The organism is Cupriavidus sp. CuC1, assembly GCF_044627735.1.
In the GTDB taxonomy this organism is placed as follows: domain Bacteria; phylum Pseudomonadota; class Gammaproteobacteria; order Burkholderiales; family Burkholderiaceae; genus Cupriavidus; species Cupriavidus ulmosensis.
Genome location: NZ_JBIUHC010000056.1, coordinates 1 through 21,329, shown reverse-complemented (window position 1 = coordinate 21,329; position 21,329 = coordinate 1). Strand labels below are relative to the sequence as shown.

The following is a 21,329-nucleotide window of genomic DNA, read 5'->3' as shown; positions in this document are numbered from 1 at the left end:
ACGGAAGACGCTCGGCAAAAGCACGCAAGAAACAGCATCGAACTCACTGATCACGACACGGCAGGCAACGTTCAAGGATAGGCAATCATGACCACGCACTCTTCAACCGGTTTCTCCTGGTGGACGCGTTCGTCCGCCGCAAAAGTAGCAGGCCTCGTTATGCTGGCGGCGGGCCTGCTGGCATGGCAGCGCGTGGCCAACTCGGCCGAAGACGCCGTCAAGATCCCGCCGCCCGCGCTGGATGAAAAAGCCGGCACGGCGCCGACGGAAACGGCCGTGTTCGCCGGTGGCTGCTTCTGGGGCGTGCAAGGCGTGTTCCAGCACGTGCGCGGCGTGAAGCAGGTCACATCCGGCTATGCCGGTGGCGCTGCCAGCACCGCCCAGTACGAGACCGTCAGCGGCGGCGGCACTGGCCATGCCGAATCGGTGGAGGTCACGTTCGACCCGGCGCAGGTCAGCTACGGCCGCCTGCTGCAGGTCTTCTTCTCGGTCGCGCACAACCCCACCCAGCTCAACTTCCAGGGCCCGGACCACGGCACGCAATATCGCTCGGCGGTGTTCCCGCTTAACGCCGAGCAGCGCAGCGTGGCGCAGGCGTATATCGCGCAGCTGGGCAAGGCCAATGCGTTCAAGGCCCCCATCGTCACCCGCATCGAGGACTACAAGGCCTTCTACCCGGCGGAGAGCTATCACCAGAACTTCCTGACCCGCCATCCTTCGCACCCGTACATCGTCATCAACGACCTGCCCAAGATCGGCTACCTGAAGCAGATGTTCCCGGAGCTGTACCGCAATGACCCGGTGCTGCTGAAGGTGGCGGGTTCGTGATGGCACGGCGCGGCGCCGCGCCGCTCAGCGCCGCCGCCCCTTGAGGATCGCGGTGCCGCCGTAGCGCGCATCCGCCCACAGCCTGCGCTCGATACGAATGAGCTGGTTGTACTTCGCGGTGCGATCCGAGCGGGAGATGGACCCCGTCTTGATCTGGCCGCATCGGGTCGCTACCGCCAGGTCCGCGATGCTCACGTCCTCGGTCTCGCCCGAGGACGCCGAGGTGATTATCGGCTGGCTGCGGGACAAGCTGGCGGAGTATGAACCCGGGATGTAGGGCCGCGGCTTGCTTATCCATGCCCATGCCACCCGCGCACGATTCCATTTGGGATTAGGATTTCGATTTCGGCTTCGAACCCGCAACCCCACCGGATCCGCATCATGTTTCAGCTATCTGGCGACACCTCCGCGCTCTCCAAGGCCGCGCAATATGAAGAGCTGGTCGCCCAGGCTCGCGCCCTGCTGGCGGACGAGACCGACCGCATCGCCAACGCCGCCAACTTCTCGGCGCTGGTTTATCACTCGCTGCAGGATCTCAACTGGGCCGGCTTCTACTTCTACGACGGCACCGAGCTGGTGGTCGGGCCGTTCCAGGGCAAGCCCGCCTGCGTGCGGATTGGCCTGGGCAAGGGCGTCTGCGGCACCGCGGCGCAAACCCGCAGGACGCAGGTCGTGCGGGACGTGCATGCGTTTGCCGGGCATATCGCCTGCGATTCAGCCTCCCAATCGGAGATCGTCGTCCCGCTGATCGCCGGCGACGGCACCCTCATCGGCGTATGGGACGTGGACAGCCCGGTGATGGCCCGCTTCGATGGCGAAGACGCGGCAGGCATGGAAGCGCTGTGCAGGGTGTTTGTGGAGCTGGGCTGGACGCAGCCCTAGGCAATGGATCGCGCTTATTTCGGTGCCGCTGGCGGTGCCGCCGGTGGTGACGCCGGTGGTGACGCCGGTACGAGCCCGTAGCTGGACATGACCGCAACCAGCGCGGCGCGGTCGGGCGGCCCGCCGGCATGGATGACATCGGCGACGTCGCGGAAGTACTGGGCCCCGATGTCCGGCGTGAGAACGATCAATGCGCGAGCCACATCGCCGTGCGGGTTGCTGAATTGATGAACCGATCCGCGCGGGGTATGCATCCATTCGCCTGGCGCGAGGTCTCGGGCTACTCCATCGACAGCGTACCGGAGCCTGCCCTCCAGCACATAGACGCACTCTTCGTTATGCGTGTGGCTATGCGGTGGCGGAACTTGCGAGCCGGGCGGCACCGTCAATTCGAATACACCCATCCCACCCGTAGCGGATCCATCGATCAGGTACTGGATGTGCAATTGACCCAATTGGATCGATTCGCCTGGAGTTACGCCGTCAAGAGTCACTTTCAGTCTCCCGCCAATTAAGGGAATCGCTCGCCCGTGCCGCAATTGCGATTCTAGGTCAGTGGGACTGCTTGCGACAGGGCCATCCACAGACAGGGGGCAGGCAGGCAGCGGAGTTGCCTGCCCTGGGCCAGGTCCCACTGCAGCGCAAAGGCCTGCCCGCCCGCATCGGTGATCGGATGCGCCGTGCGCCCGGCGGCGGCCAGGTCGGGTGCTTATCCCTCCGCCGTGATCTTCTTGTCCTTGATCAGCTTCGCCCACTTGGCCTGTTCGATGCGCATGAACTCCGCGAACCGCTCCGGCGAGCCGCCGCCGTCTTCCGCGCCGAACTCTTCCAGCTTGGCGGCCACGTCCGGCATGGCGAGCACCTTGTTCACGTCGGCATTGATGCGCGCGACCATCGCCGGTGGCAGCCCGGCTGGCCCGACCAAGCCGAACCAGATACTCGCGTCGAAACCGGGGAAGCCGGATTCCGCCACGGTCGGCACATTGGAAAAGCCCTTCACGCGCTTGTTGCCCGTCTGCGCAATGGCGATCAGCTTGCCCTCCTTGATAAACGGCGTCGCGGTCGTCATGCCTTCGAAAGCAAACTGCACATGCCCACCTAGCAGATCGGTAGCCAGCGGCGCCGAGCCCTTGTAGGGCACGTGCAGCACCGAAACGCCGGAACGCTGCTCGAACAGCGCCAGGGCGAGATGCTGCGCGGAGCCGGAACCGGCCGACCCGAAGGTGACCTGGTTCGGCGTCTTCCTGGCCAGGTCGATCAGCGCCTGCACCGTCCTGACCGGCTGCGCGCGGCTGGCGATCAGCACCTGCGGCGTCTTGCCGACCAGCGCAATTGCCGTGAAATCCCGCTCGGCCGAATAGTTGAGACGGGCATGCAAGCCAGGCGCGATGCCGAGCGCATTGATATGGCCCAGCATCAGCGTGTTGCCATCCGGGGCCGCCTTGGCCACCTCCGCCGCGGCGATCAGGCCGGCTGCGCCGGCCTTGTTATCCACCACGACCGGCACGCCCCACAGCGCGCCAAGCTTGTTGGTGATGATCCGGGCGATTACATCCGTGCCGCCGCCCGGGGGAAACCCGACCACGACGCGTATCGGGCCTTTGGGCAACACGGGATCGGCGGCAAGCGCGGGCAAAGCGCCCGCGGCAGCCAGGGTGGCAAGGGCGCGGGTAAAGGCGCGTCGGTCCATGATGGTTGTCTCCGTATTTTTATGTTCTTAGTGCCGTGCTGCGGGAGTATGCATGCCGCTCAGGACGTGGTCGTCCACTTGCCATACTTCGCCATCTGCTTCTCTTCGAAGCCAAAGCCCAGCCCCGGTGTCTGGTGCAGCACCACGCGGCCGTCCTTGTGCCCGAGCTGCCGATCGATCAGGCGGCGGAAGTTCAGCACCTGGTCGTCCCAGAAGAATTCCACATAGCGCGCGTTCGGGGTGGCCGCCACCAGCGGCGCGTGCACATCGTGGAACCAGTGCGGGCACACCTGCACGCCGTAGCCGGCCGCGATGGCCGCGATGCGCTTCCACTCGGTGATGCCGCCGCACACCGCCGCGTCCGTTTGCAGGATGGCGGCGCCGCCCATATCGAGCAGTTGCTTGTGATACCAGCGGCCGTAGCCGATCTCCGCGGTGGCCACGGGGATGGAGGTCAGCTTGGCCAGGCGCGCGTGGCTTTCGATATCGTCCGGGCCGAACGGCTCTTCGATAAAGTACGGGTGGTACTGCTCGATGCGGCTGAGGTACTGCATCGCCTGCACCGTGTCGACCCAGCCGTTGTTGCAGTCCAGCATCAGCTCCACGTCCGGCCCGATGGCTTCGCGCGCGGCCTTCACGCGGGATTCCTCCCCCTTGGGGTCCCAGCGCCCGGTCTTCATCTTGACCGCCTTGAAGCCAAGCGCGACATAGCTGGCCATTTCCTCGCCGACCATCGCGGCGGTCTTGCCTTCGACGTAGTAGCCGCCGCTTGCATATGCGGGCACCGTATCCAGCTCGACCGCGCCCAGGTACTTGTGCAGCGGCAGGCCGACCGCCTTGGCGTTCAAGTCCCACAGCGCGATATCCAGCGCGCTGATGGCCCGCGTGACGGTACCCATGCGGCCTTGCAGGAGCGCCTCCTGGTACATCTGCTGCCACAGCCCTTCCACGCCGAGCGACTCCTTGCCGATCAGCACGGACGCGAGCAACTGCTCCACCGCCACCCGGAACAGCTCTCCGCCCGCGCTGCCCACGTAGCAAAAGCCGATGCCTTCCACGCCATCGGCGGACCGCACCTTCACCAGGCCATAGTGGCGCTCGGTCACGGTGCGGTTGGAGAACGAGGTCACGTGGTCAAGCGGCACGCGGGCGACGCAAACTTCGATGGATTGGATGATCGGCATACAGGTCTCTCTCGGGTAGGTGGCGAATGGTCTTGGGTAAGTGCACGTAGTGTTGCTCACCCAAATCCACCAGAAAAGCGCCGCCATGATGTTTCTGAACACGTAAAATGCGTGTTTATGGACATCAACTTCCTGCAAACCTTTATCGTCGTGGTGGATGCCGGCTCCATCGCGGAAGCCGCCCGGCGCCTCGACCTGGCGCCCACCACCGTGGCGCAGCAGATCAAGGCGCTCGAAGCCGACATCGGCAGCAAGCTGCTGGCGCGCTCGGGGCGCACGGTGCGCCCCACCATCGCCGGCAGCCGGATACTGGAACGCGCCCGGCTGGTGGTGCGGGAAGTCGGCAACCTGCGCTCCGAGGCATCGGACACTGCGCTGCCCGCCGGCCCGCTGCGCCTGGGCTGCGCCCCGACCGCGCTGATGGGCCTGCTGCCGAGCGCGCTGCGCGAATGGAAGCGGCGCTACCCGGGCATCGAGATCTTTATCGAGCCGGGCACGTCGGTGGCGCTGATGGCCAAGGTCGTCAGCGGCGAGCTGGATGCCGCGGTGCTGGTGCACCCCGCCTTTGCCATGCCCAAGACCTGCGAGTGGGTGCCGCTGCGCAACGAGTCCCTGATCCTGCTGACACCGGCGCGCATGAAGGTGACCGACCCGCTGCAGACCATCGCCCGCGAGCCGTTTATCCGCTACGACCGCAACGTGGTGGCTGGCAAGCAGGCCGACGACTACCTGCACCGCCACAACCTGCGGCCGCAGGTCCAGTTCGAGCTGGACGGCATCGAGCATATTGCCAAGCTGGTGGCCGAAGGCCTGGGCGTATCGGTGCTGCCGGACTGGGCGCCAGGCGGGCAGCAGGACGCCAGGGTGCGGCGCTGGGCGCTGCCGGCGCCCTGCCCGCAGCGCACGGTGGGCATGGTGTGGCTGCGCGGGTCGGTGCGCTCGCCGCTGGCGGCGGCGCTGGCGGCGCTGCTGGATACCAGCCTGCCAGCGCCCGCGGCGGCCTAGGGCTGCCCGGGCGCTTGCCTTCGCGCCGAGGCCTGCGATAGCCAGAGCGCCCAGGGGCGTTGCGCGTTATCGGATGCCGCTTGCAGCACCCCGCGCGACGGCAGTCGCATGGTGCGCCCAAGACGCAAATTGCATTTTTTGCAGTTTTCATATTCAGTAGTTCCTGGACGGTCGCCTTACCATCCGGGACGCTCTATGCCACGCAACTACTCCGAGCTAGAGATCGTCATCGACAGCGATGGCGATGGCACGTACGCGGTGGAGGCACGCCATCGGGTGCCGGAGGGCGACGCCATCACGCCGCGCGTGCCGCTGGCATTGTCGCCGGATGCGCCGGCGCTGCGCGACGCGGATCCCCAGGTATGCGGTCGCGCGCTGGCCGCCAGCCTGTTTGCCGCGCCGGTCGTGCGCGATGCCTTTGTCACCGCGCAGAACGCCGCGGACGAGCGGCGCCTGGACCTGCGCGTGCGCCTGCGCATCAGCGTGCTGGCGCGCGAGCTGCACGCGCTGCCCTGGGAGACCTTGTTCGACCCGGCCGGCGAGCATCCACTCTTCATCGGGCAACGTTGCTTTTTCTCACGCTACCTGTTTGCGCGTGAGATGCGCCTGCCCAAGCTGCGCGCCAAGAGCGACGTGACGGCGCTGGTGGTCGTGTCAAACCCGGGCGGCCTCGGCCCGGAGCTGGCGCCGATCGATGCCGCGGGCGAAGCCGCGCGTGCCAGCGCCGCGCTGGCCCCGATCCCCGTGACCGTGCTGGCCGAGCCGGGGTGCGCCACGGTTGAGCGCATCCTTGCCGGCTTGCGCGACGGCGTGGACGTGCTCTACCTCGTCTGCCACGGGGCGCTGGTGGACGATGAGCCGATGCTGTGGCTGGAACGCATGGACGGCACCCGCGACCTGGTGTCCGGCAGCGTGCTGGTGAACCGCATCGGCGCGCTGGAACGCCCGCCCAGCCTGGTGGTGCTGTGCTCCTGCCAGAGCGCGGGCACGGGGGCGGCACGCTGCGCCAGCACGCTGATGGCACTGGGCCCGTTGCTGGCGCAGGCCGGCGTGCCTGCCGTGCTGGCCATGCAGGGCAATGTGAGCGTGGCCACCATGTCCGCCTTCATGCCGGTGTTCTTTGCCGAGCTGCGCGACCACGGCGAGGTGGACCGCGCCGCGGGCGTTGCGCGCGCAGCCGTGAGCCAGTATCCGGACTGGTGGATGCCTGCGGTGTTCACGCGGCTGGACAGCGGCCGGATCTTCTACCCACCTGGCTTCGGCCCCGACGAAGGCGATGGCGCAGACGCCTGGCGCGCCGTCATCGAAAACATCCAGCACGGCGAGACCACGCCGATCCTCGGGCCCGCCATGAGCGAGACGGTCTTCGGCTCGCGCCTGCAACTGGCGCAGATGTGGGCCGAGGCCTATCACTTCCCGATGGCGGCGCACGAGCGCGACGAGCTGCCGCAGGTGGCGCAGTACCTGGCCGTGTCCCAGCAAGGCGTGTTTCCGCGGCGGCTCTTCTTCAAGTTCGCCTACCAGCACCTGAGCCAGCAGTACCGCGACATCCTGCCGGCCGCGCTGTCGGCGCTGCGCAACGAAGACATCATCGCGCAGCTTGGCGAAGTGGTTTGCGCCGTGGGGCGCGCGCAACGCCAGCGGGATCCCGGCAACCCCTACCGCGCCATGGCGCGGCTCAAGCTGCCGGTCTACCTGACGACGGATCCGAGCGACCTGCTTGCCGATGCGCTGCGCGAGGGCGGTGCCGATCCCGGCATCCGCCTGTGCCGCTGGAACCGCCAGGCGCAGGCCTGCGACGACGCGCTGGCCGAAGGCCGCAAGCGCGCCTCCCCCACCGCGCAGGCGCCGATGGTGCTCAAGCTGTTTGGCGACCTGCGCGAGCCCGGCTCGCTGGTGCTGACCGAGGACCAGTACTTTGACTACCTCACCAGCGTATCGACGACCAGCAACGCCATCCCGCTGGCCGTGCGGGCGCGCCTGAACGACAGCGCGCTGCTGTTTGTCGGCTTCGACGTGCAGTCGTGGGAATTCCGCATCCTGTTTCGCAGCATCCTCAACCTGGAGGGCGCGGACCTGCGCCAGGAGTACCAGCACCTCTCGGCGCAGCTGGACCCCAACAGCATCGTCGACCCGGTGAGCGCGCGGCGCTACCTGGAGCGCTACTTCCAGGACAAGGCGCGGCTCAAGCTGTACTGGGGCGACGTGGGCATGTTCACCGCCGAACTGCTGCGGCGCCTGGAGGCCTGAGATGGCGGCCAATCCTGCCTACGACAGCGCGGCGCAGCGCGCCCATGGCCCGTACATCGGCCCCATGCCGCTGGACGAGACCGACCCGATCTTCGGGCGGGATGCCGAGATCGAGGAGTTGCGCGACCGCCTGATCGCCGACCGCATCGTGTTGCTGTACTCGCCATCCGGCGCGGGCAAGAGCTCGCTGATCGAGGCAGGGCTGCGGCCGCGCCTGTCGGATCGTTTCGACATGTTGCCGACCGCCCGCGTGAGCGTGCCGTACGAAGGCGCCAACCGCTACGTCACCAGCGTGCTGCACTGCTGGGCCGCGCGCACCGAGCTCAAGCCGCGCGCGGACGATACGCTCTTGTCCTGCCTGGCCCGCCTGGAAGACCCCGGCCACGGCGGCCGCGCACGGCGGCTGCTGATCGTGCTCGACCAGTTCGAGGAGATCTTCACGCTCGACACCACCGACACCGGCGCCAAGCAGGTGTTCTTTGCGCAGCTGGGCGACTTGCTCGGCCGTAGCGGGAGCCCCGTCTGGGCCCTGGTAGCGATGCGTGAGGAGTACTTCTCCTGGCTCGATGCCTATCGCGACCTGGTGCCCACGCGGCTGACCAACACCATGCGGATCGACCTGCTGTCCCGCGAGCAGGCGCTGGAAGCGCTGCGCGGGCCCGCACTGGAAGCTGGCGTGGATTTTCGGGAAGACGCGGCACGGCAGCTCGTGAAGGATCTGGCCCAGGTCCGCACGCGGGACGCCACGGGCAAGGTGAGCCTGCGCGAGGGGCGATATATCGAGCCGGTGCAGTTGCAGGTGGTGGGCCTGAGCCTGTGGCAGGCGTGTTTCGGCCCGGCCGGGCCGCCGGCGAGCGGCGGCGCCATCACGCTTGAACAGGTGCAGCGCCTGGACACCAGCGCGGCGCTGGCTTCTTATTGCAACATGGCCCTGGACGCGGCCACCGGCACGCTGATCCGGCAACGCGTGGTGCGCGACTGGATCGAGAGCCGCCTGATCACCGCCACCAATATGCGCGCGCAGGCGACGCTGGATGCCGGCTCGCGCAGTTCCCCCACCGCGGCCGAGCTCGACATCCTGCAGCAGTACCACCTGGTGCGCGCGCAAAGCCGCCAGGACGCGCAGTGGCTGGAGCTGGCGCATGACCGGCTGATCGAGCCGCTGCGCGCCAGCAACGCGCAATGGCGCACGCAGTACCTGCCGCACTGGAAGCAACTGGCGCGCGCCTGGGCGCTGTCCGGCGAGAATCCCGGCGTATTTGGCAAGCTCACCTCCAGCGCGGAACTCGACGACACCTTGCTCGAAGCGGAAGACCGGCACAGCGAAGCGGAGAACCGGTTCCTGGCGGCCTACCAGCGCCATCGCGCGGAACAGGAGCGCGCGCGGCGCTGGCGCATTTTTGGCTATGCGCTCGGGGTCATCGCGCTGCTGGTGTTGATCGGCGTGGCGATCCTGGCCTGGCAACTGCGCACCACCAAGCAGGACATCGCGCGGCAAAACGCCTTGTTCTCGCTGCTTGGCTCGCGGCCGGCACCAGACGCCGCGCTGCTGGCGGCGGTGGAGGGCACGCGCGGCCAGCACAACCATGCGCCACCGGAGGGCTTTGATTTCCGGCGCGCGCTGGTCAGCGCCATGAACCGTGCCCGGGATATCGAGGCCTACCTGTCGCGCGCGGATGAGCAAACGCTGGAGGTGCAGGGCAACGCCGGCTATCGGGTGAGCGCCCGGCTCGGCGGCAATCGCTGGCTCATGGAGATCACCGGGCTTGCGCCCGGTTCCCCAACGGTGCGCCTGGACGAGACCGCGCTCAGGAACCAGCATCCCGAAGGCGTGCGCGTGTTTGCACTGGCTGGCGCCGGCACGCTGGCCACGGGCGGGCAGGACGGCAGCGTGGCGCTTTGGAATATCGCCCAGCCGGCGCGCGCCACGGTGCTGCTGCTGCCGGCGGGCGCCAGAAGCGAAGGCGGTTGGGGCCCGGTCTCCGCGCTATCCAGCGACGGGCAGCGCCTGGTCGCGGGCTACGACCGCGGCCGCATTGCCGTGTGGGACCTTGCCACGGGCGCAGACGCCCGGCGGTACCCGATTGCCAGCGCGCGCGCGCATGCGCTGCGGGTGACCGACGTGGCGCTGTTCGACCAGGGGCGGCAGCTCGCCACCGCCGGGCGGGACGGCAAGGCACGGCTGTGGCACCTGCCGGCGGACCCGCAGACGGACCCGGCGGAGCCATCCGTGCTGAAGACGCCCGCGCACGAACTGTCGGCGCCCGCGGACAATACCGACTGGTTCGCGGGCTACCACAGCATCGCCGTCAGCCCCGATGGCAGCGTGGTGGTGGCGGGCACGCGCGGCGGGCGCATCAGCGTGTGGCGCACCGCCGACGGCGAGCTATGGCCACAAGCGCTGCTGGGGCACGACGACGCCGTGGTACGGCTGGTGTTCACCGATGACCGGCAACTGCTCTCCGGCGGCTGGGATGGCCGCGTGATCCACTGGGGGCTCGACCCGGAACACACGCGCGCAACGCGCACCGAGCTGCTGGACCTGCCGAGCCAGATCACCGGGCTGGCCCTGGCCGGCCGCGACCAGCGGCTTTATGCGTCCACCGAGCAGGGCGAACTGCTGCAGATGCGCTTCGATGCGCCGCGGCACCCAATGGCCCGCATCGTCTCGCGCCGGCAGGAAGGCACGCCCCCTCTGCTGCTTGCGCTCACGGGCATCACGCCGCCCCTGGTGGCCGCGACCGAAGACGGCAAGCTGGCATTGCTGCAGGCCGAGCCGGGCAAGGAGGCCAGCCGGCGCCCCATCACCATGCCGGCGCCACCGGTGCGGGCACTCGACTGGGCGCGACGCGCGCAGCGCCTGGTAGCAGCGGATGACAATGGCCAGGTCTGGATGCTGCGGGCCGATGGCACGGGCAATGCGATCCTGCCGGGTGTGATGGCCGGTGCCAGCACCCGCCTGACGATCAGCGACGACGCACGCTTGCTGGCAATCCGCTCAGGCGAACCTGCGGAGAACCGGCGGCTAGAGCTATGGCAGCTGGCGCCCGATCAGGGCGCGGACGTGCACGCGATGCCGTCCGCATCCACGGCGGCCGTGGCAGCCGCTCCCGAAGCCGCCGCCTGCCGCATCCCGCTGCCCGAAGCCCTGTCCCATGCCGCCTACGCCACCTTCCGGCCGGGCACCGCGGAGCTAGCGGTCACCGACGACGACGGCATCAGCCTGTGGCAGGTTGCCGCGGCCGGCGCCGATTGCGCGCAGGCAAAGGCCGTCATGGCCCTGCGCTTCGCGGGCCTGCCGCGCGGGCAGATCACCAGCCTGGCCTTTGACGCGCGCGGCGACACGCTGGTGGCCGGCAACTACCTCGGCAAGGTGTATCGCCTGGCATTGCCCAAACGCTCCGCAGCGCCGGCAGCATCGCCGGGCCAGCCGGTGCAGGCCAAGGCCACCATCCTCAAGCAGGATGCCGCAGGCGTCATCACCGCGCTGGCCGCGCCCGATGCGCCGTTCGTCGTCGCCGGGGACGACCACGGCAACCTGTTCCTGCTCGATCCCGAGGCCGATCGTCCTCTGCCCATCCCGCAGACGCTCTATCGCGACCCGCGGCAGCCGGTGGCCGCGCTATCCGTGAGCGACGACGGGCGCTGGCTGTACGCGGCAGGCACGGGGATCGCGGCGATCTGGGACCTGGACATGGCGCAATGGCGCAAAGCGGCCTGCGCCATCGTCGGCGGCGGCTTTACGCCCAGGCAGAAGGCCGAGTTCTTCAAGGGCGATACGCCGTCACCTACCGCGTGCGAAGCGCGCTGAGCGCATCGACTGAATCTGAACCTACCTAGCAAGGGGACACGCCATGCCATTCCAGACCATCGCAGGTACCAGCGCCAGCTACGCCCTGCTGGCGCTGGACGCCGCCGGCAACGAACGCAGCGACGACCCGGACGGAATCGGTGGACGGATGTCAGACCGCCTGCTGGCGCAATGGCAAGCCACCGCGCCCACCGATGTCTTCCTGTGGAGCCACGGCTGGCAGGGCGACCTGCCCGCGGCGCGCACCCAGTACGACCGCTGGATCGGCGCGTTCGCGCGCAGTGTCGGCGACGAACAGGCCATGCGCGCCCGGCACCCGGATTTCGCTGTTACCCATATCGGCGTGCACTGGCCCAGCCAGCCATGGGGCGACGAAGAACTGGGCGACGGCGCCAGCTTTGCCCCGCTGGCCGGGCCGGGCGCGCCAGCCATGATCGACGCCTATGCGCAGCGCCTGGGCGATACGCCACAGGTGCGCGCCGCGCTGGCCGCCATCTTCGAAGCCGCGCGCACCCAGGCGGATGCGGTGAGCCTGCCTGAACCGGTGCGCCAGGCCTACCTGCAACTCGACCAGGCACTCGCGCTGGGCAGCGAGGGCGTGGGCGGCGACGCCGGGGCCGACCGGCTGCCCTTCGATCCCGCAGCGTCCTTCGCCGAAGCCAACCAGCTGGGCGCCGCGTTTGGCGGCTCGGTGCTGGGCGGGCTGCTGGCACCGCTGCGGCAACTCTCGTTCTGGACCATGAAAAAGCGCGGCCAGACCGTGGGCGAGTGCGGCGTCTTCCCGCTGCTCAACCGCATTGGCGACGCGCTGCCGGCGGCGCGCATCCACCTGATGGGCCACAGCTTCGGCGCCGTCGTCATGTCCGCCGCGCTGGGCGGCCCCGGCGGCACGGCCGCGCTGCGCCGCCCGGTGGCCTCCTGCGTGCTGGTGCAGGGCGCCATGTCGCTCTGGGCGTACGCGCCAGAAATTCCCGTGCGCCCCGGCACGGCGGGCTACTGCCACAACCTGCTGCCGGATGGCAAGGTCAGCGGGCCGCTGGTGATCACCCGCTCGCGGCACGACAGCGCGGTCGGCACGCTTTATCCCTGGGCCGCCGGCGTGGCGGGCCAGGTGGCTTTCGACACCACGCAGGCATCTCCCACTTACCCAACCTTCGGCGCCATCGGCGCGTTCGGCATCCAGGGCATCGACAGTGCCACGGACGCAGCCATGCAACCCTATGACCGCCCTTACCCCATGATGGCCATGACGGCCGGCAAGGTGCTGAACATCGAAGCCAGCGAGTACATCTGCAACGGCAGCGGCATCGCCGGCGCGCACAACGATATCGCCGGGCCGGAAGTCGCCCACCTGATCTGGCAGGCCGCGCTGGCCTGGGAATGAATCCAAGGAGCCCCGACCATGACCGACGACTCCATGCCCATCCCGCTCGGCATCCAGGCCGACACCGGATGCCCGCTAGCCGACATCGATGCGCAGGCTATCGCCGAATTCTCCGCGCATGAGCACGGATTGCGCCGCGCGCCGGAGCGCGCCGCGGAAAAAGCCCGGCAAGCCGAGACCTATGCCGTGCTGGGCGATGTCGACGGCGACAAGCTCGACGAGGCCGGCTGGGGCCTGCTGTTTCCCTCCGACGTGGATCCGGCGCCATACCTGGACGCGCTCGCGCCGCTGATCGCCTGGCGGCACCGCGAGGCTGGACAGGTCACGGTGTTCCAGGGCGCCGATGGCTGCCTGCCCGGCGAAAGCGCGGCTACCTGGCTGGCGCGTCACGGGGTCTCGCTCAACGTCGTCGACCCGGCCCTGGGCGTGCCCTACTATCTCGTGCTGGTAGGGCCGCCGGACAAGATCCCGTTTGCCTTCCAGTACACGCTGGACCTGTACTGGGCGGTGGGACGGCTGGATTTTCCGCAGCTGGCGGACTTTCGCAGCTACGCGGACAGCGTGACGGCGTATGAGACGATGGCCAGCGTGGCCGCGCAGCGCAGGATCGCATTGTTCGCCACCTGCCATGAGTTCGATCGCGCCACGCAGTTGCTCACGCGGCAGCTGGCCACCCCGCTCAGCCAGGGCACCGCGCAGGCCAAGCCCCTGGGCGAGCGCCAGGGCTTTGCCGTGAAGGCGCTGCTTGGCGAAGCCGCCACCAAAGCCGCGCTGACAGATGTATTGCGCGGCAAAGGACCGGGCGGGCCACCCGCCCTGCTCTTCACCGGCTCGCACGGCATGGGTTTTCGCGCGGACGACGCGCGCCTTGCCGACACCCAGGGCGCCATCGTCTGCCAGGACTGGCCCGGCTATGGCGCGATCAGCCCCGAGCACTGGTTCGCCGCGCAGGATGTCCCCGCCGACGCGCAGTGCCATGGCCTCATCCAGTTCTGCTTTGCCTGCTATGGCGCGGGCTGCCCGGACTTCGACAACTTCAGCCGCAGCGGCAACGCCCCCACCCGGCTCGCGCCGGCGCCCTTTACCGCGCGCTTGCCGCAGCGGCTGCTGGCGCATCCACATGGCGGCGCGCTGGCCGTGCTCGGGCATATCGACAGGGCCTGGGCCTACGGCTTCCAGTCCGAGCGCGCCGATGCGCAAACCCAGGGGTTCCGCGACGTGATCGGCAGCCTGCTGCGCGGCGAGCGCGTCGGCCAGGCGACAGACCGCTTCAACATCCGCTGGGCCGCGCTGAGTACCGAACTGGCTGACCTGCTGCGGGACCGCAGCGCGGGCGCCGATGTCCCGGACACCGACATCGCGCTGCGCTGGGTGGCACGGGACGATACGCGCAACTATGTGGTGCTGGGGGATCCGGCGGTGAGAATCAGGGTGCGGGATATGGCGTGACACCGTGACACCGTGACACCGTGACGGCGTGACGGCGTGACGGCGCGATGCGCACCGGCACCTACTCGGGCCGGATGCCCGCAGCCTTGGCGACCTTCCTCCAGCGGTCCACCTCGGACGCGATGAAGGTGGCGAACTCAGCCGGCTTCATCACCGCCGGCTCCGCGCCTTCCTTCCTTGAGGAAGAGCGCCTTCATTTCCTGCGACTGGACGCGTCCTGCAGATGCTTGCCGATGGCGCGCGAAGAGATCGACGGAGCCGCCTGGCGCGCTACCGACGACGAGGCTGATCGGCTTGGCGGGGTATGGCCCCGGCACCGAGAATGTTCATATTGTAGATATCTCTACATAGTTGAAATGGCCGCTACGTCTTCCTACCATGCCCTACATGACCACTTCTTCCGACTCGTGGCTCTTGCTCATCGTGAGTATCCCGACGTCCGGCGCCACCACCCGCATGCGCATCTGGCGAGCCGTGAAATCGCTTGGGTGCGCGGCCTTGCGCGATGGCGCCTACCTGCTTCCCGCCGGCGCTGCACAGGCGGCGCAACTGCGCGAGCTGGCTGACGAGGCATTGCAGCAGGATGGACAAGCATGGTTGCTGGATGTCCAGCCCAATGCGTCCGATGATCCGGCGGCATATCGGCACCTGTTCGACCGTTCGCGCGAATACGGCGAGCTGGAGAGCGCGCTATCGGAAGCGCGCAAGACGCTGTCCGCCTTGAGCGAAGCAGAGCTGGCCAGGCTGCTGCGCCGGCACGAACGATCCCTGGAGGCCATTCGCGCAATCGACTTCTTTCCGAACGAGGCCTCACTGCGTGCTCAGGCGCAATGGAAGGATTTCGCCGGCACGATCGGCGCGATCCTGTCCCCAGGGGAACCACATTCCGCTGCCGGCGTGATCGCCCGCCGCGACCGCGCCCAGTACCAAGGGCGCCTGTGGGCCACGCGCCGGCACCTGTGGGTGGACCGGGTCGCCAGTGCCTGGCTGATCCTGCGCTTCATCGACCCGCACGCTCGCTTCCAGTGGCTGGAGAAGACCGCCGACTGCCCACCGGATGCGCTGGGATTCGATTTCGACGGGGCAACCTTCACCCACGTTGGCGAACGCGTGTCGTTCGAGGTCCTGATGGCAAGTTTCGGCCTGGATGAGGACCGGGCGCTGCGCCGCCTGGGCAAGATGGTGCACACGCTGGACGTGGGCGGAGACCAGCAGCCCGAGGCAAGCGGCTTCGAGGCCATCCTCGCCGGCGCACGCGAGCGGCTGCCCGACGATGATGCGCTGCTGGCGGAAACAGGGCTGGCGCTGGACTCGCTCTACGCCCACTTCACCACCAAGCGCCGAGGCTGAGGCAAGCCTGGCTGCAGACAGAGTCGAAGAGACAGATAAGGAACATCCATGCATGCGCAGGACACTCCTCCATCCCGGCATCCCGGCTATACGCTCTGGCAGCTGGTTCTCTACATGCTGCGACTCGGCACGCTGGGCTTTGGCGGCCCCGTTGCGCTGGCGGGCTACATGCACCGCGATCTGGTCGAACGGCGCGCGTGGACCACGGAGGCTGACTACTGGCAAGGCATCGCGCTTGCGCAGCTGGCGCCGGGACCCATGGCGGCGCAGCTCGCCATTTATCTTGGCTATGTTCACTATCGCATCGTGGGCGCCACGCTGGTCGGGATCGCCTTTGTGCTGCCGTCGTTTTTCCGTGGGCGCCATCACGGCCGCCGTGATCGTCCTGGCCAAACGCTCGATCGTGGACGTGCCCACCGCGTTGCTGGCGCTGGCCACGGTAGCGCTGTTGTGGCGCTTCAAGAAGCTGCCCGAGCCCGTCATTGTGGCCGGTGCCGCACTGGTCGGCCTGATGGCCTACCCCCTGCTGCACATCGGGCATTAAGTGGTCGATGGTCCAGCGAACATCGGCAATCCTCAAAGGAGTCAGCCATGCAATGGATTACCCGCGAAAGACCGAAGATTGACCGGATCGCCTGCCCCTGGCTGATCGCCAGGTTCATTGACGATGCGCCGGAATTTCTCTATGTGCCTGCCGGTGAGGTCCTGAAGACCGCTCGCCAGACCGGTGCCATTCCCTATGACATCCCCGACGTCGAGCTATCGCATGTTGGGGAGCTCTGCAGCTTTGACGCCTTCCTGGACAAGTACGGCCTGACGGATCCCGCCTTGCAGCATCTGGCCAGCATCGTGCGGGGCGCCGACACATCGCGGCTCGATCTCACACCGCAATCGGCAGGGCTATACGCCATCTCCCTGGGTCTGTCGCAGGTGTTCCCGGACGACCACGAAATGCTCCGCCACGGCATGGTGATGTACGACGCCTTGTATGCGTGGTGCCAACGTTGCCAGGCAGAGACGCACCGTTGGCCGCCGGAGATGCCGGAGATGCCGGCATGAGGTGGAGCGCTGGCGCGATCCATCAAGCCAGGTTCGCCCGCCGCAGCTTCGCCCTTAACGTCTCGATCTCGTCCAGCAGGTCGAGCACCATGGCGACGCCCGCCACCCCAAGCTCCAGGTCGCGCTCGAGCCGCAGGGCCGCGCGGGCGCGCTTGAGCGTGGCGCCGTCAAAACGCCAGCCCGGCGCATCCTCGCCGCGCGGCGTCAGCACGCCTTCTTCCACCAGCGCCACCACCTGTTCAATGTCGGCATGACAGGCCACGCTCAGCTCCACCAGCGTGAACTGCATCTCTTCTTCGACAAGAACGCCATGCAGCATCGATATGCCTTGATCGCTCATCGCATCAAGCCTCCAGTGAACGGCGCGGGGCAAAGCCGCTAAAGGTCTTGGCCATTTCCCGGTACGCGTCCTTGGCCTTATCCGAATCCGCGGGCGGCACAACGATCGACAGCACCGCATACAGGTCGCCGGGCGGCGTGCTGGGAAGGCCCTTGCCCTTGAGCCGCAGCTTGCGGCCTGCCGACGAGCCCGGTGGCACGCTGAGTTGCACGCGGCCATCCGGCGTGGGTAAGGCGACGCTGGCGCCCAAGGCGGCTTCCCATGGGGCGACAGGCAGGTCGAGGTAGACGTCGCGATCGACTACGCGGAACAACGGGTGCGGTGCGATCTCGATTTCGAGATAGAGGTCGCCAGCCGGAGCGTCTCCAAATCCGGGGCCGCCCTGGCCTGCGAGCCTAAGATGCTGTCCACTGCGGATGCCCTTGGGAATATTGACGTCCAGTTGCCGCTCCTGCAATCGCACGTGGCCGCTGGCGTCCGCCTGGGGCGTTCGCAGCGTGATGGTGCGGCGCCCGCCCCGGTAGACGTCCAGCAGATCGATCTGCACCTTGGCATGGTGATCCCCGCCTGCCATGCGGGCAGCGCCGCGCGCGCCGCGAGACTGCGCATGCCGGGCGCCGAAGAGCGACTCGAAAAAATCGCTGCGGTCCAGGTCTTGCTCGAAATCCGCTTCGCCGCCGCTGTACTCGAAGCCGCTATCCCATCCCGGCGGCGGCGTGAACTCTTGGCCTCTCTTGTACCGTGCCCCCACGTCGTCGTAGGCGGCACGTTTCTCCTCGTCTTTCAGCGCCACGTACGCCTCGGCCACGTCCTTGAAGCGGGCTTCCGCATCCGGCTCCTTGCTCACGTCCGGGTGATACCTGCGCGCCAGCTTGCGGTAGGCCCGCTTGATTTCATCCTGCGTGGCCGTTGGCTCCACCCCGAGCATCGCGTAGTAGTCCTTGTACTCCATGAATGCCCCCGGGCAACTGGCGTGCGAAACGCGCACGACGCTTGGCGAATGACGCGCTTGACCTGCGGCTCTAAGTATAGGCAAAGGCACGGGCGTGCGGTTCGCCCTGCGCGCGCTGTCAGCGCGCGTATCCAAAACGTGGCGTGCGCACCTGCGGAACCTGCTATGTTAGCGGCAAGCCAGCAACTGGAGGCATGGTGAAATATGAGGCATCCGCACCGCAAGACGCTGAACAAACATGGCTCGGCAAGCTCGGGCCGGGCCTGATCACCGGCGCGGCGGACGACGATCCCAGCGGCATCGCCACCTATTCGCAGGCCGGCGCGCAGTTTGGCTTCAACATGTTGTGGACGGTGCTGCTCACCTACCCGCTGATGGTGGGCATCCAGGTGGTGAGCGCCAGGATCGGGCGGGTGAGCGGCCATGGGCTGGCCACCAACATCCGCAGGCATTACCCCGCGTGGCTCCTGTATGCCGTGGTCAGCCTCTTGCTGGTTGCCAATACGATCAATATTGCGGCTGATGTCTCGGCCATGGGCGAGGCGCTGCGATTGATCGTGGGCGGTCCCGCCCAGCTTTATGCCGTGGTATTCGGCGTGACCTCGTTGCTGCTGCAGGTGTTCGTTCCCTACCGGCGCTATGTCCGCTTCCTGAAATGGCTCACGCTTGCCTTGCTGGCCTACGTGGCCACGGCGTTTGTCGTGCATATCCCGTGGTCGCAGGTGCTGTTGAAGGCGCTGATGCCACACATGTCCTGGAGGCCCGAGTACGTCACGACCGTGGTGGCGGTGTTCGGCACGACCATCAGCCCCTACCTGTTCTTCTGGCAGGCATCGCAGGAAGTCGAGGATCAGCTCGCCAGCCCCCAGGCCCATCCCCTGATCAATGCGCCCTGGCAGGCGCAAGCCAATTTGCGGCGCATCAAGATCGATACCTACATCGGCATGGGCTTCTCGAACCTGGTGGCGTTTTTCATCATCCTGACGACGGCGGTGACGCTCAACCTGCATGGCGTCACCGATATCCAGACCTCGGCACAGGCAGCCACCGCGCTGCGCCCCATTGCCGGCGATTTCGCCTTCATGCTGTTCAGCGCCGGCATCATCGGCACCGGCTTGCTGGCGATTCCCGTGCTGGGCGGATCCTCAGCCTATGCCATGGCGGGCGCCTTCAAATGGAAGAACAGCCTGGAGCGCACGCCGATGACCGCAAAAGCCTTCTACGGCATCATCGCCGTCTCCACCCTGATCGGCATCACGCTGGGCTTTACCGCGATCGACCCGATCAAGGCGCTGTACTGGAGCGCCGTCATCAACGGCGTGATCTCCGTGCCGATCATGGTGGTGACAATGCTGATGGCGGCACGGACCGACGTCATGGGCGAGTTCGTCATCAGCACAAGGCTGAAGGTGCTGGGCTGGATCGCCACGCTGGTGATGGCGTTGGCTGTCTGCGCGATGCTGGTGACCATGCGCGCTTGAGCGGCGCCTGTTTGGCAGGTGTTTGGCAGGTGTTCGGCAGGTGCTCTCGCAAAGCGAAGTGCCAATAAAGACATCTCCGTGTCCGCCATCGTACCGACGCCATGGCGAATCGCTGTCAATCTCGATTTGTCGGAATGCCGCGTCACAGGGAAAAATCCCTCGCGACGCCATGCCGGGCGGTTGCATCTGCCTGGGACCGGCTCGCCCGGCGAGCCGCGTGCCATGCGTGCAACTACTGATTGGATCCTGAATCGAGGTAGCTCAAGTGAAATCCATCCATCCCATGAAGTTTGCCACCGGCGCCGCGTGCATCACGCTGGCTGCCAGCCTGTACGCGCCGCTAAGCCATGGCGCGACGAACGATACGGCACCGTCGCCGATGTCGCTCAACCCCACCCATGAGACGGTTGGCCAGGGCATCAGCGACACCGAGATCACGACCAAGGTGAAGGCCAGCCTGCTCGAGCAAAAGAAACTGAGCTCGATGCACGTCCACGTGCGCACCCGCGAGGGCGTGGTGCGCCTGACCGGCAGCGTCCCGTCGGCAACGCAAAAGCAGACGGCGGCCGAGGTGACCCACGGTGTCCGCGGCGTGAAGTCGGTCGAGAATCATCTGTCCGTCCACCAACTGTAACGAACAGCCCGCGCACGCAGCGCCGCGAGCCACCGGCCGCGGGCTGCTGCTTGGGCTGTCGCCTATTGCATTCCACTTTCCTGGAGTCAACCCATGAACCCCTATGAACTCGACCACAACAGCGGTGGCCCGCGCGCCACCATCGTCGGCAAATTCGAAGAGAACAGCCCGGGACCCGGGCCGTTCCTGATGGCTGCCGATACGCTGGAAGGCAACCCGGTGATCGGCCCCGGCGGCGACAAACTTGGCAAGGTCGATCACATCATGCTGGATGTACCCGGCGGGCGCATCGCCTATGCGGTGCTGTCCTTCGGCGGATTCCTCGGCATGGGCGGAAAGCTCTTCGCCGTGCCCTGGTCCGCGCTCACGCTCGACATCCAGCGCAAGAGCTTTGTGCTGGGCATCGAGAAGGAAGTACTGGAGGCCGCGCCCGGCTTCGACAAGGGCCATTGGCCAAGCATGGCGGACCCGCAATGGGCCACCAGCATCCATGAGTACTATGGCCAGCCGCCGTACTGGGAGCAGGACCGGTACCAGCGGGAGACGCCGCTCTGAGGCCGCTTGCCTCCTTCGGTTGAGGCGCTACACTGCGTGCGGCACCGCTTCCGGGACGCGTTCCTGCAGGATGCTGCGCGCTGCCCCGATCGGGAGCACGGCCCGCTGATACACCTCATTGATGACGCCGGCCGCCGACAGGTAGAACGCCAGTACCGCCCATCGCGAGCGGGCCACAGGCAATGTAGCTGTGCCCGGTGATCCAGCCGATGTCGGCGGTGCACCAGAACAGGTGCCGGCTTCCGATTGCGCAAGTTCGTGCATCCAGAAGTCGCGATCCGCATGCCACTGGGTCTTGCCGCCGATGCGCCGGTAGACGATCTTCACGGCTTCGCAGCCGCCCTGGCCACGAAAACGCATCCAGGCTGGGAAGCGGCCCCCAGCCATATCGATGCCCGCTAGTGTCCTGAGTCAGAAATTCGTAGACAAAATCGCCTGATGCTGGCGAGGATGTCATCGGCTGACTTCGTCCACA

At 67.3% G+C, this 21,329-nt stretch carries 18 protein-coding genes and 3 pseudogenes; 14 read left to right on the top strand and 7 right to left on the bottom strand.

The window, feature by feature from the left end; genetic code table 11:
• The first annotated feature begins 87 nt into the window (after positions 1-87).
• Positions 88-828, top strand: a complete 741-nt coding sequence (gene msrA, locus ACGLHR_RS23310) for a peptide-methionine (S)-S-oxide reductase MsrA (protein WP_318235228.1) — start codon at positions 88-90, stop codon at positions 826-828.
• A gap of 24 nt (positions 829-852) precedes the next feature.
• Here msrA and eno read toward each other — a convergent pair.
• A pseudogene (gene eno, locus ACGLHR_RS23305) lies at positions 853-1,056 on the bottom strand (phosphopyruvate hydratase); the annotation flags it as partial.
• Positions 1,057-1,209: 153 nt separating this feature from the next.
• On the opposite strand from eno, the gene ACGLHR_RS23300 reads away from it, so the two are divergent.
• A complete protein-coding gene (locus tag ACGLHR_RS23300; RefSeq protein ID WP_400096554.1) occupies positions 1,210-1,710 on the top strand; it encodes a GAF domain-containing protein in 501 nt (166 codons plus the stop codon).
• Positions 1,711-1,724: 14 nt separating this feature from the next.
• Here ACGLHR_RS23300 and ACGLHR_RS23295 read toward each other — a convergent pair whose 3' ends face one another.
• The 3 genes from ACGLHR_RS23295 to ACGLHR_RS23285 all read right to left on the bottom strand — a co-directional run bounded on the left by ACGLHR_RS23295 (position 1,725) and on the right by ACGLHR_RS23285 (position 4,584).
• Positions 1,725-2,114 (bottom strand): cupin domain-containing protein, encoded by a 390-nt coding sequence (locus tag ACGLHR_RS23295; protein WP_400096586.1) that lies wholly within the window; start codon positions 2,112-2,114, stop codon positions 1,725-1,727.
• Between the two features lie 305 nt (positions 2,115-2,419).
• A complete protein-coding gene (locus tag ACGLHR_RS23290) occupies positions 2,420-3,400 on the bottom strand; it encodes a Bug family tripartite tricarboxylate transporter substrate binding protein (RefSeq protein WP_400096553.1) in 981 nt (326 codons plus the stop codon).
• Positions 3,401-3,459: 59 nt separating this feature from the next.
• Positions 3,460-4,584, bottom strand: a complete 1,125-nt coding sequence (locus ACGLHR_RS23285) for a mandelate racemase/muconate lactonizing enzyme family protein (RefSeq protein WP_400096552.1) — start codon at positions 4,582-4,584, stop codon at positions 3,460-3,462.
• 117 nt (positions 4,585-4,701) lie between these two features.
• On the opposite strand from ACGLHR_RS23285, the gene ACGLHR_RS23280 reads away from it, so the two are divergent.
• The 9 genes and pseudogenes from ACGLHR_RS23280 to ACGLHR_RS23240 all read left to right on the top strand — a co-directional run bounded on the left by ACGLHR_RS23280 (position 4,702) and on the right by ACGLHR_RS23240 (position 16,892).
• Positions 4,702-5,589 carry a LysR family transcriptional regulator gene (locus ACGLHR_RS23280; RefSeq protein ID WP_400096551.1) on the top strand — a complete coding sequence of 296 codons (888 nt, stop codon included), beginning with the start codon at positions 4,702-4,704 and terminating at the stop codon, positions 5,587-5,589.
• Between the two features lie 195 nt (positions 5,590-5,784).
• Positions 5,785-7,839, top strand: coding sequence for a CHAT domain-containing protein (locus ACGLHR_RS23275; RefSeq protein ID WP_400096550.1), 2,055 nt, complete (start codon positions 5,785-5,787; stop codon positions 7,837-7,839).
• Between the two features lies 1 nt (position 7,840).
• Complete coding sequence (locus ACGLHR_RS23270; RefSeq protein ID WP_400096549.1) at positions 7,841-11,650, top strand: hypothetical protein; 3,810 nt, start codon at positions 7,841-7,843, stop codon at positions 11,648-11,650.
• Positions 11,651-11,693: 43 nt separating this feature from the next.
• Complete coding sequence (locus tag ACGLHR_RS23265) at positions 11,694-13,034, top strand: hypothetical protein (protein WP_400096548.1); 1,341 nt, start codon at positions 11,694-11,696, stop codon at positions 13,032-13,034.
• An 18-nt stretch (positions 13,035-13,052) separates the two neighbouring features.
• Complete coding sequence (locus ACGLHR_RS23260) at positions 13,053-14,483, top strand: hypothetical protein (protein ID WP_400096547.1); 1,431 nt, start codon at positions 13,053-13,055, stop codon at positions 14,481-14,483.
• A 387-nt stretch (positions 14,484-14,870) separates the two neighbouring features.
• The gene (locus ACGLHR_RS23255) at positions 14,871-15,833 is read left to right on the top strand and encodes a chromate resistance protein ChrB domain-containing protein (protein ID WP_400096546.1); all 963 of its coding nucleotides are present in this window, start codon (positions 14,871-14,873) and stop codon (positions 15,831-15,833) included.
• Positions 15,834-15,881: 48 nt separating this feature from the next.
• Positions 15,882-16,184, top strand: a pseudogene (locus tag ACGLHR_RS23250) (chromate transporter); the annotation flags it as partial.
• A gap of 4 nt (positions 16,185-16,188) precedes the next feature.
• On the top strand, positions 16,189-16,377 hold the full coding sequence (locus ACGLHR_RS23245; protein WP_400096588.1) for a hypothetical protein: 189 nt from the start codon (positions 16,189-16,191) through the stop codon (positions 16,375-16,377).
• 47 nt (positions 16,378-16,424) lie between these two features.
• Positions 16,425-16,892, top strand: a complete 468-nt coding sequence (locus ACGLHR_RS23240; RefSeq protein WP_318236749.1) for a chromate resistance protein ChrB domain-containing protein — start codon at positions 16,425-16,427, stop codon at positions 16,890-16,892.
• 22 nt (positions 16,893-16,914) lie between these two features.
• On the opposite strand, the gene ACGLHR_RS23235 is transcribed toward ACGLHR_RS23240, so the two are convergent.
• Together ACGLHR_RS23235 and ACGLHR_RS23230 are read right to left on the bottom strand one after the other, a co-directional pair.
• Positions 16,915-17,232: a chaperone modulator CbpM gene (locus ACGLHR_RS23235; protein ID WP_400096545.1), complete on the bottom strand. Its 318-nt coding sequence runs from the start codon at positions 17,230-17,232 to the stop codon at positions 16,915-16,917.
• A 4-nt stretch (positions 17,233-17,236) separates the two neighbouring features.
• Positions 17,237-18,184, bottom strand: coding sequence for a DnaJ C-terminal domain-containing protein (locus tag ACGLHR_RS23230; protein ID WP_400096544.1), 948 nt, complete (start codon positions 18,182-18,184; stop codon positions 17,237-17,239).
• Positions 18,185-18,378: 194 nt separating this feature from the next.
• Between ACGLHR_RS23230 and ACGLHR_RS23225 the strand changes: the two genes are divergently transcribed.
• From ACGLHR_RS23225 to ACGLHR_RS23215, 3 genes are all read left to right on the top strand, one after another.
• On the top strand, positions 18,379-19,665 hold the full coding sequence (locus tag ACGLHR_RS23225; protein ID WP_400096543.1) for an NRAMP family divalent metal transporter: 1,287 nt from the start codon (positions 18,379-18,381) through the stop codon (positions 19,663-19,665).
• 265 nt (positions 19,666-19,930) lie between these two features.
• Positions 19,931-20,299, top strand: a complete 369-nt coding sequence (locus ACGLHR_RS23220; protein ID WP_400096542.1) for a BON domain-containing protein — start codon at positions 19,931-19,933, stop codon at positions 20,297-20,299.
• A gap of 93 nt (positions 20,300-20,392) precedes the next feature.
• Positions 20,393-20,854: a PRC-barrel domain-containing protein gene (locus tag ACGLHR_RS23215; protein WP_400096541.1), complete on the top strand. Its 462-nt coding sequence runs from the start codon at positions 20,393-20,395 to the stop codon at positions 20,852-20,854.
• Positions 20,855-20,996: 142 nt separating this feature from the next.
• Here ACGLHR_RS23215 and ACGLHR_RS23210 read toward each other — a convergent pair.
• A pseudogene (locus ACGLHR_RS23210) lies at positions 20,997-21,196 on the bottom strand (acetyl-coenzyme A synthetase); the annotation flags it as partial.
• Between the last annotated feature and the right edge of the window lie 133 nt (positions 21,197-21,329).

Excerpts from the sequence above, each read along its gene's own strand:
- msrA (WP_318235228.1), top strand. The coding sequence starts at position 88 with ATGACCACGCACTCTTCAACCGGTTTCTCCTGGTGGACGCGTTCGTCC.
- ACGLHR_RS23275 (WP_400096550.1), top strand. The coding sequence starts at position 5,785 with ATGCCACGCAACTACTCCGAGCTAGAGATCGTCATCGACAGCGATGGC.
- ACGLHR_RS23270 (WP_400096549.1), top strand. The coding sequence starts at position 7,841 with ATGGCGGCCAATCCTGCCTACGACAGCGCGGCGCAGCGCGCCCATGGC.
- ACGLHR_RS23295 (WP_400096586.1), bottom strand. The coding sequence starts at position 2,114 with ATGGGTGTATTCGAATTGACGGTGCCGCCCGGCTCGCAAGTTCCGCCA.
- ACGLHR_RS23255 (WP_400096546.1), top strand. The coding sequence starts at position 14,871 with ATGACCACTTCTTCCGACTCGTGGCTCTTGCTCATCGTGAGTATCCCG.
- ACGLHR_RS23285 (WP_400096552.1), bottom strand. The coding sequence starts at position 4,584 with ATGCCGATCATCCAATCCATCGAAGTTTGCGTCGCCCGCGTGCCGCTT.
- ACGLHR_RS23230 (WP_400096544.1), bottom strand. The coding sequence starts at position 18,184 with ATGGAGTACAAGGACTACTACGCGATGCTCGGGGTGGAGCCAACGGCC.
- ACGLHR_RS23235 (WP_400096545.1), bottom strand. The coding sequence starts at position 17,232 with ATGAGCGATCAAGGCATATCGATGCTGCATGGCGTTCTTGTCGAAGAA.
- ACGLHR_RS23225 (WP_400096543.1), top strand. The coding sequence starts at position 18,379 with ATGGTGAAATATGAGGCATCCGCACCGCAAGACGCTGAACAAACATGG.
- ACGLHR_RS23260 (WP_400096547.1), top strand. The coding sequence starts at position 13,053 with ATGACCGACGACTCCATGCCCATCCCGCTCGGCATCCAGGCCGACACC.
- ACGLHR_RS23280 (WP_400096551.1), top strand. The coding sequence starts at position 4,702 with ATGGACATCAACTTCCTGCAAACCTTTATCGTCGTGGTGGATGCCGGC.
- ACGLHR_RS23265 (WP_400096548.1), top strand. The coding sequence starts at position 11,694 with ATGCCATTCCAGACCATCGCAGGTACCAGCGCCAGCTACGCCCTGCTG.
- ACGLHR_RS23290 (WP_400096553.1), bottom strand. The coding sequence starts at position 3,400 with ATGGACCGACGCGCCTTTACCCGCGCCCTTGCCACCCTGGCTGCCGCG.
- ACGLHR_RS23300 (WP_400096554.1), top strand. The coding sequence starts at position 1,210 with ATGTTTCAGCTATCTGGCGACACCTCCGCGCTCTCCAAGGCCGCGCAA.
- ACGLHR_RS23215 (WP_400096541.1), top strand. The coding sequence starts at position 20,393 with ATGAACCCCTATGAACTCGACCACAACAGCGGTGGCCCGCGCGCCACC.
- ACGLHR_RS23240 (WP_318236749.1), top strand. The coding sequence starts at position 16,425 with ATGCAATGGATTACCCGCGAAAGACCGAAGATTGACCGGATCGCCTGC.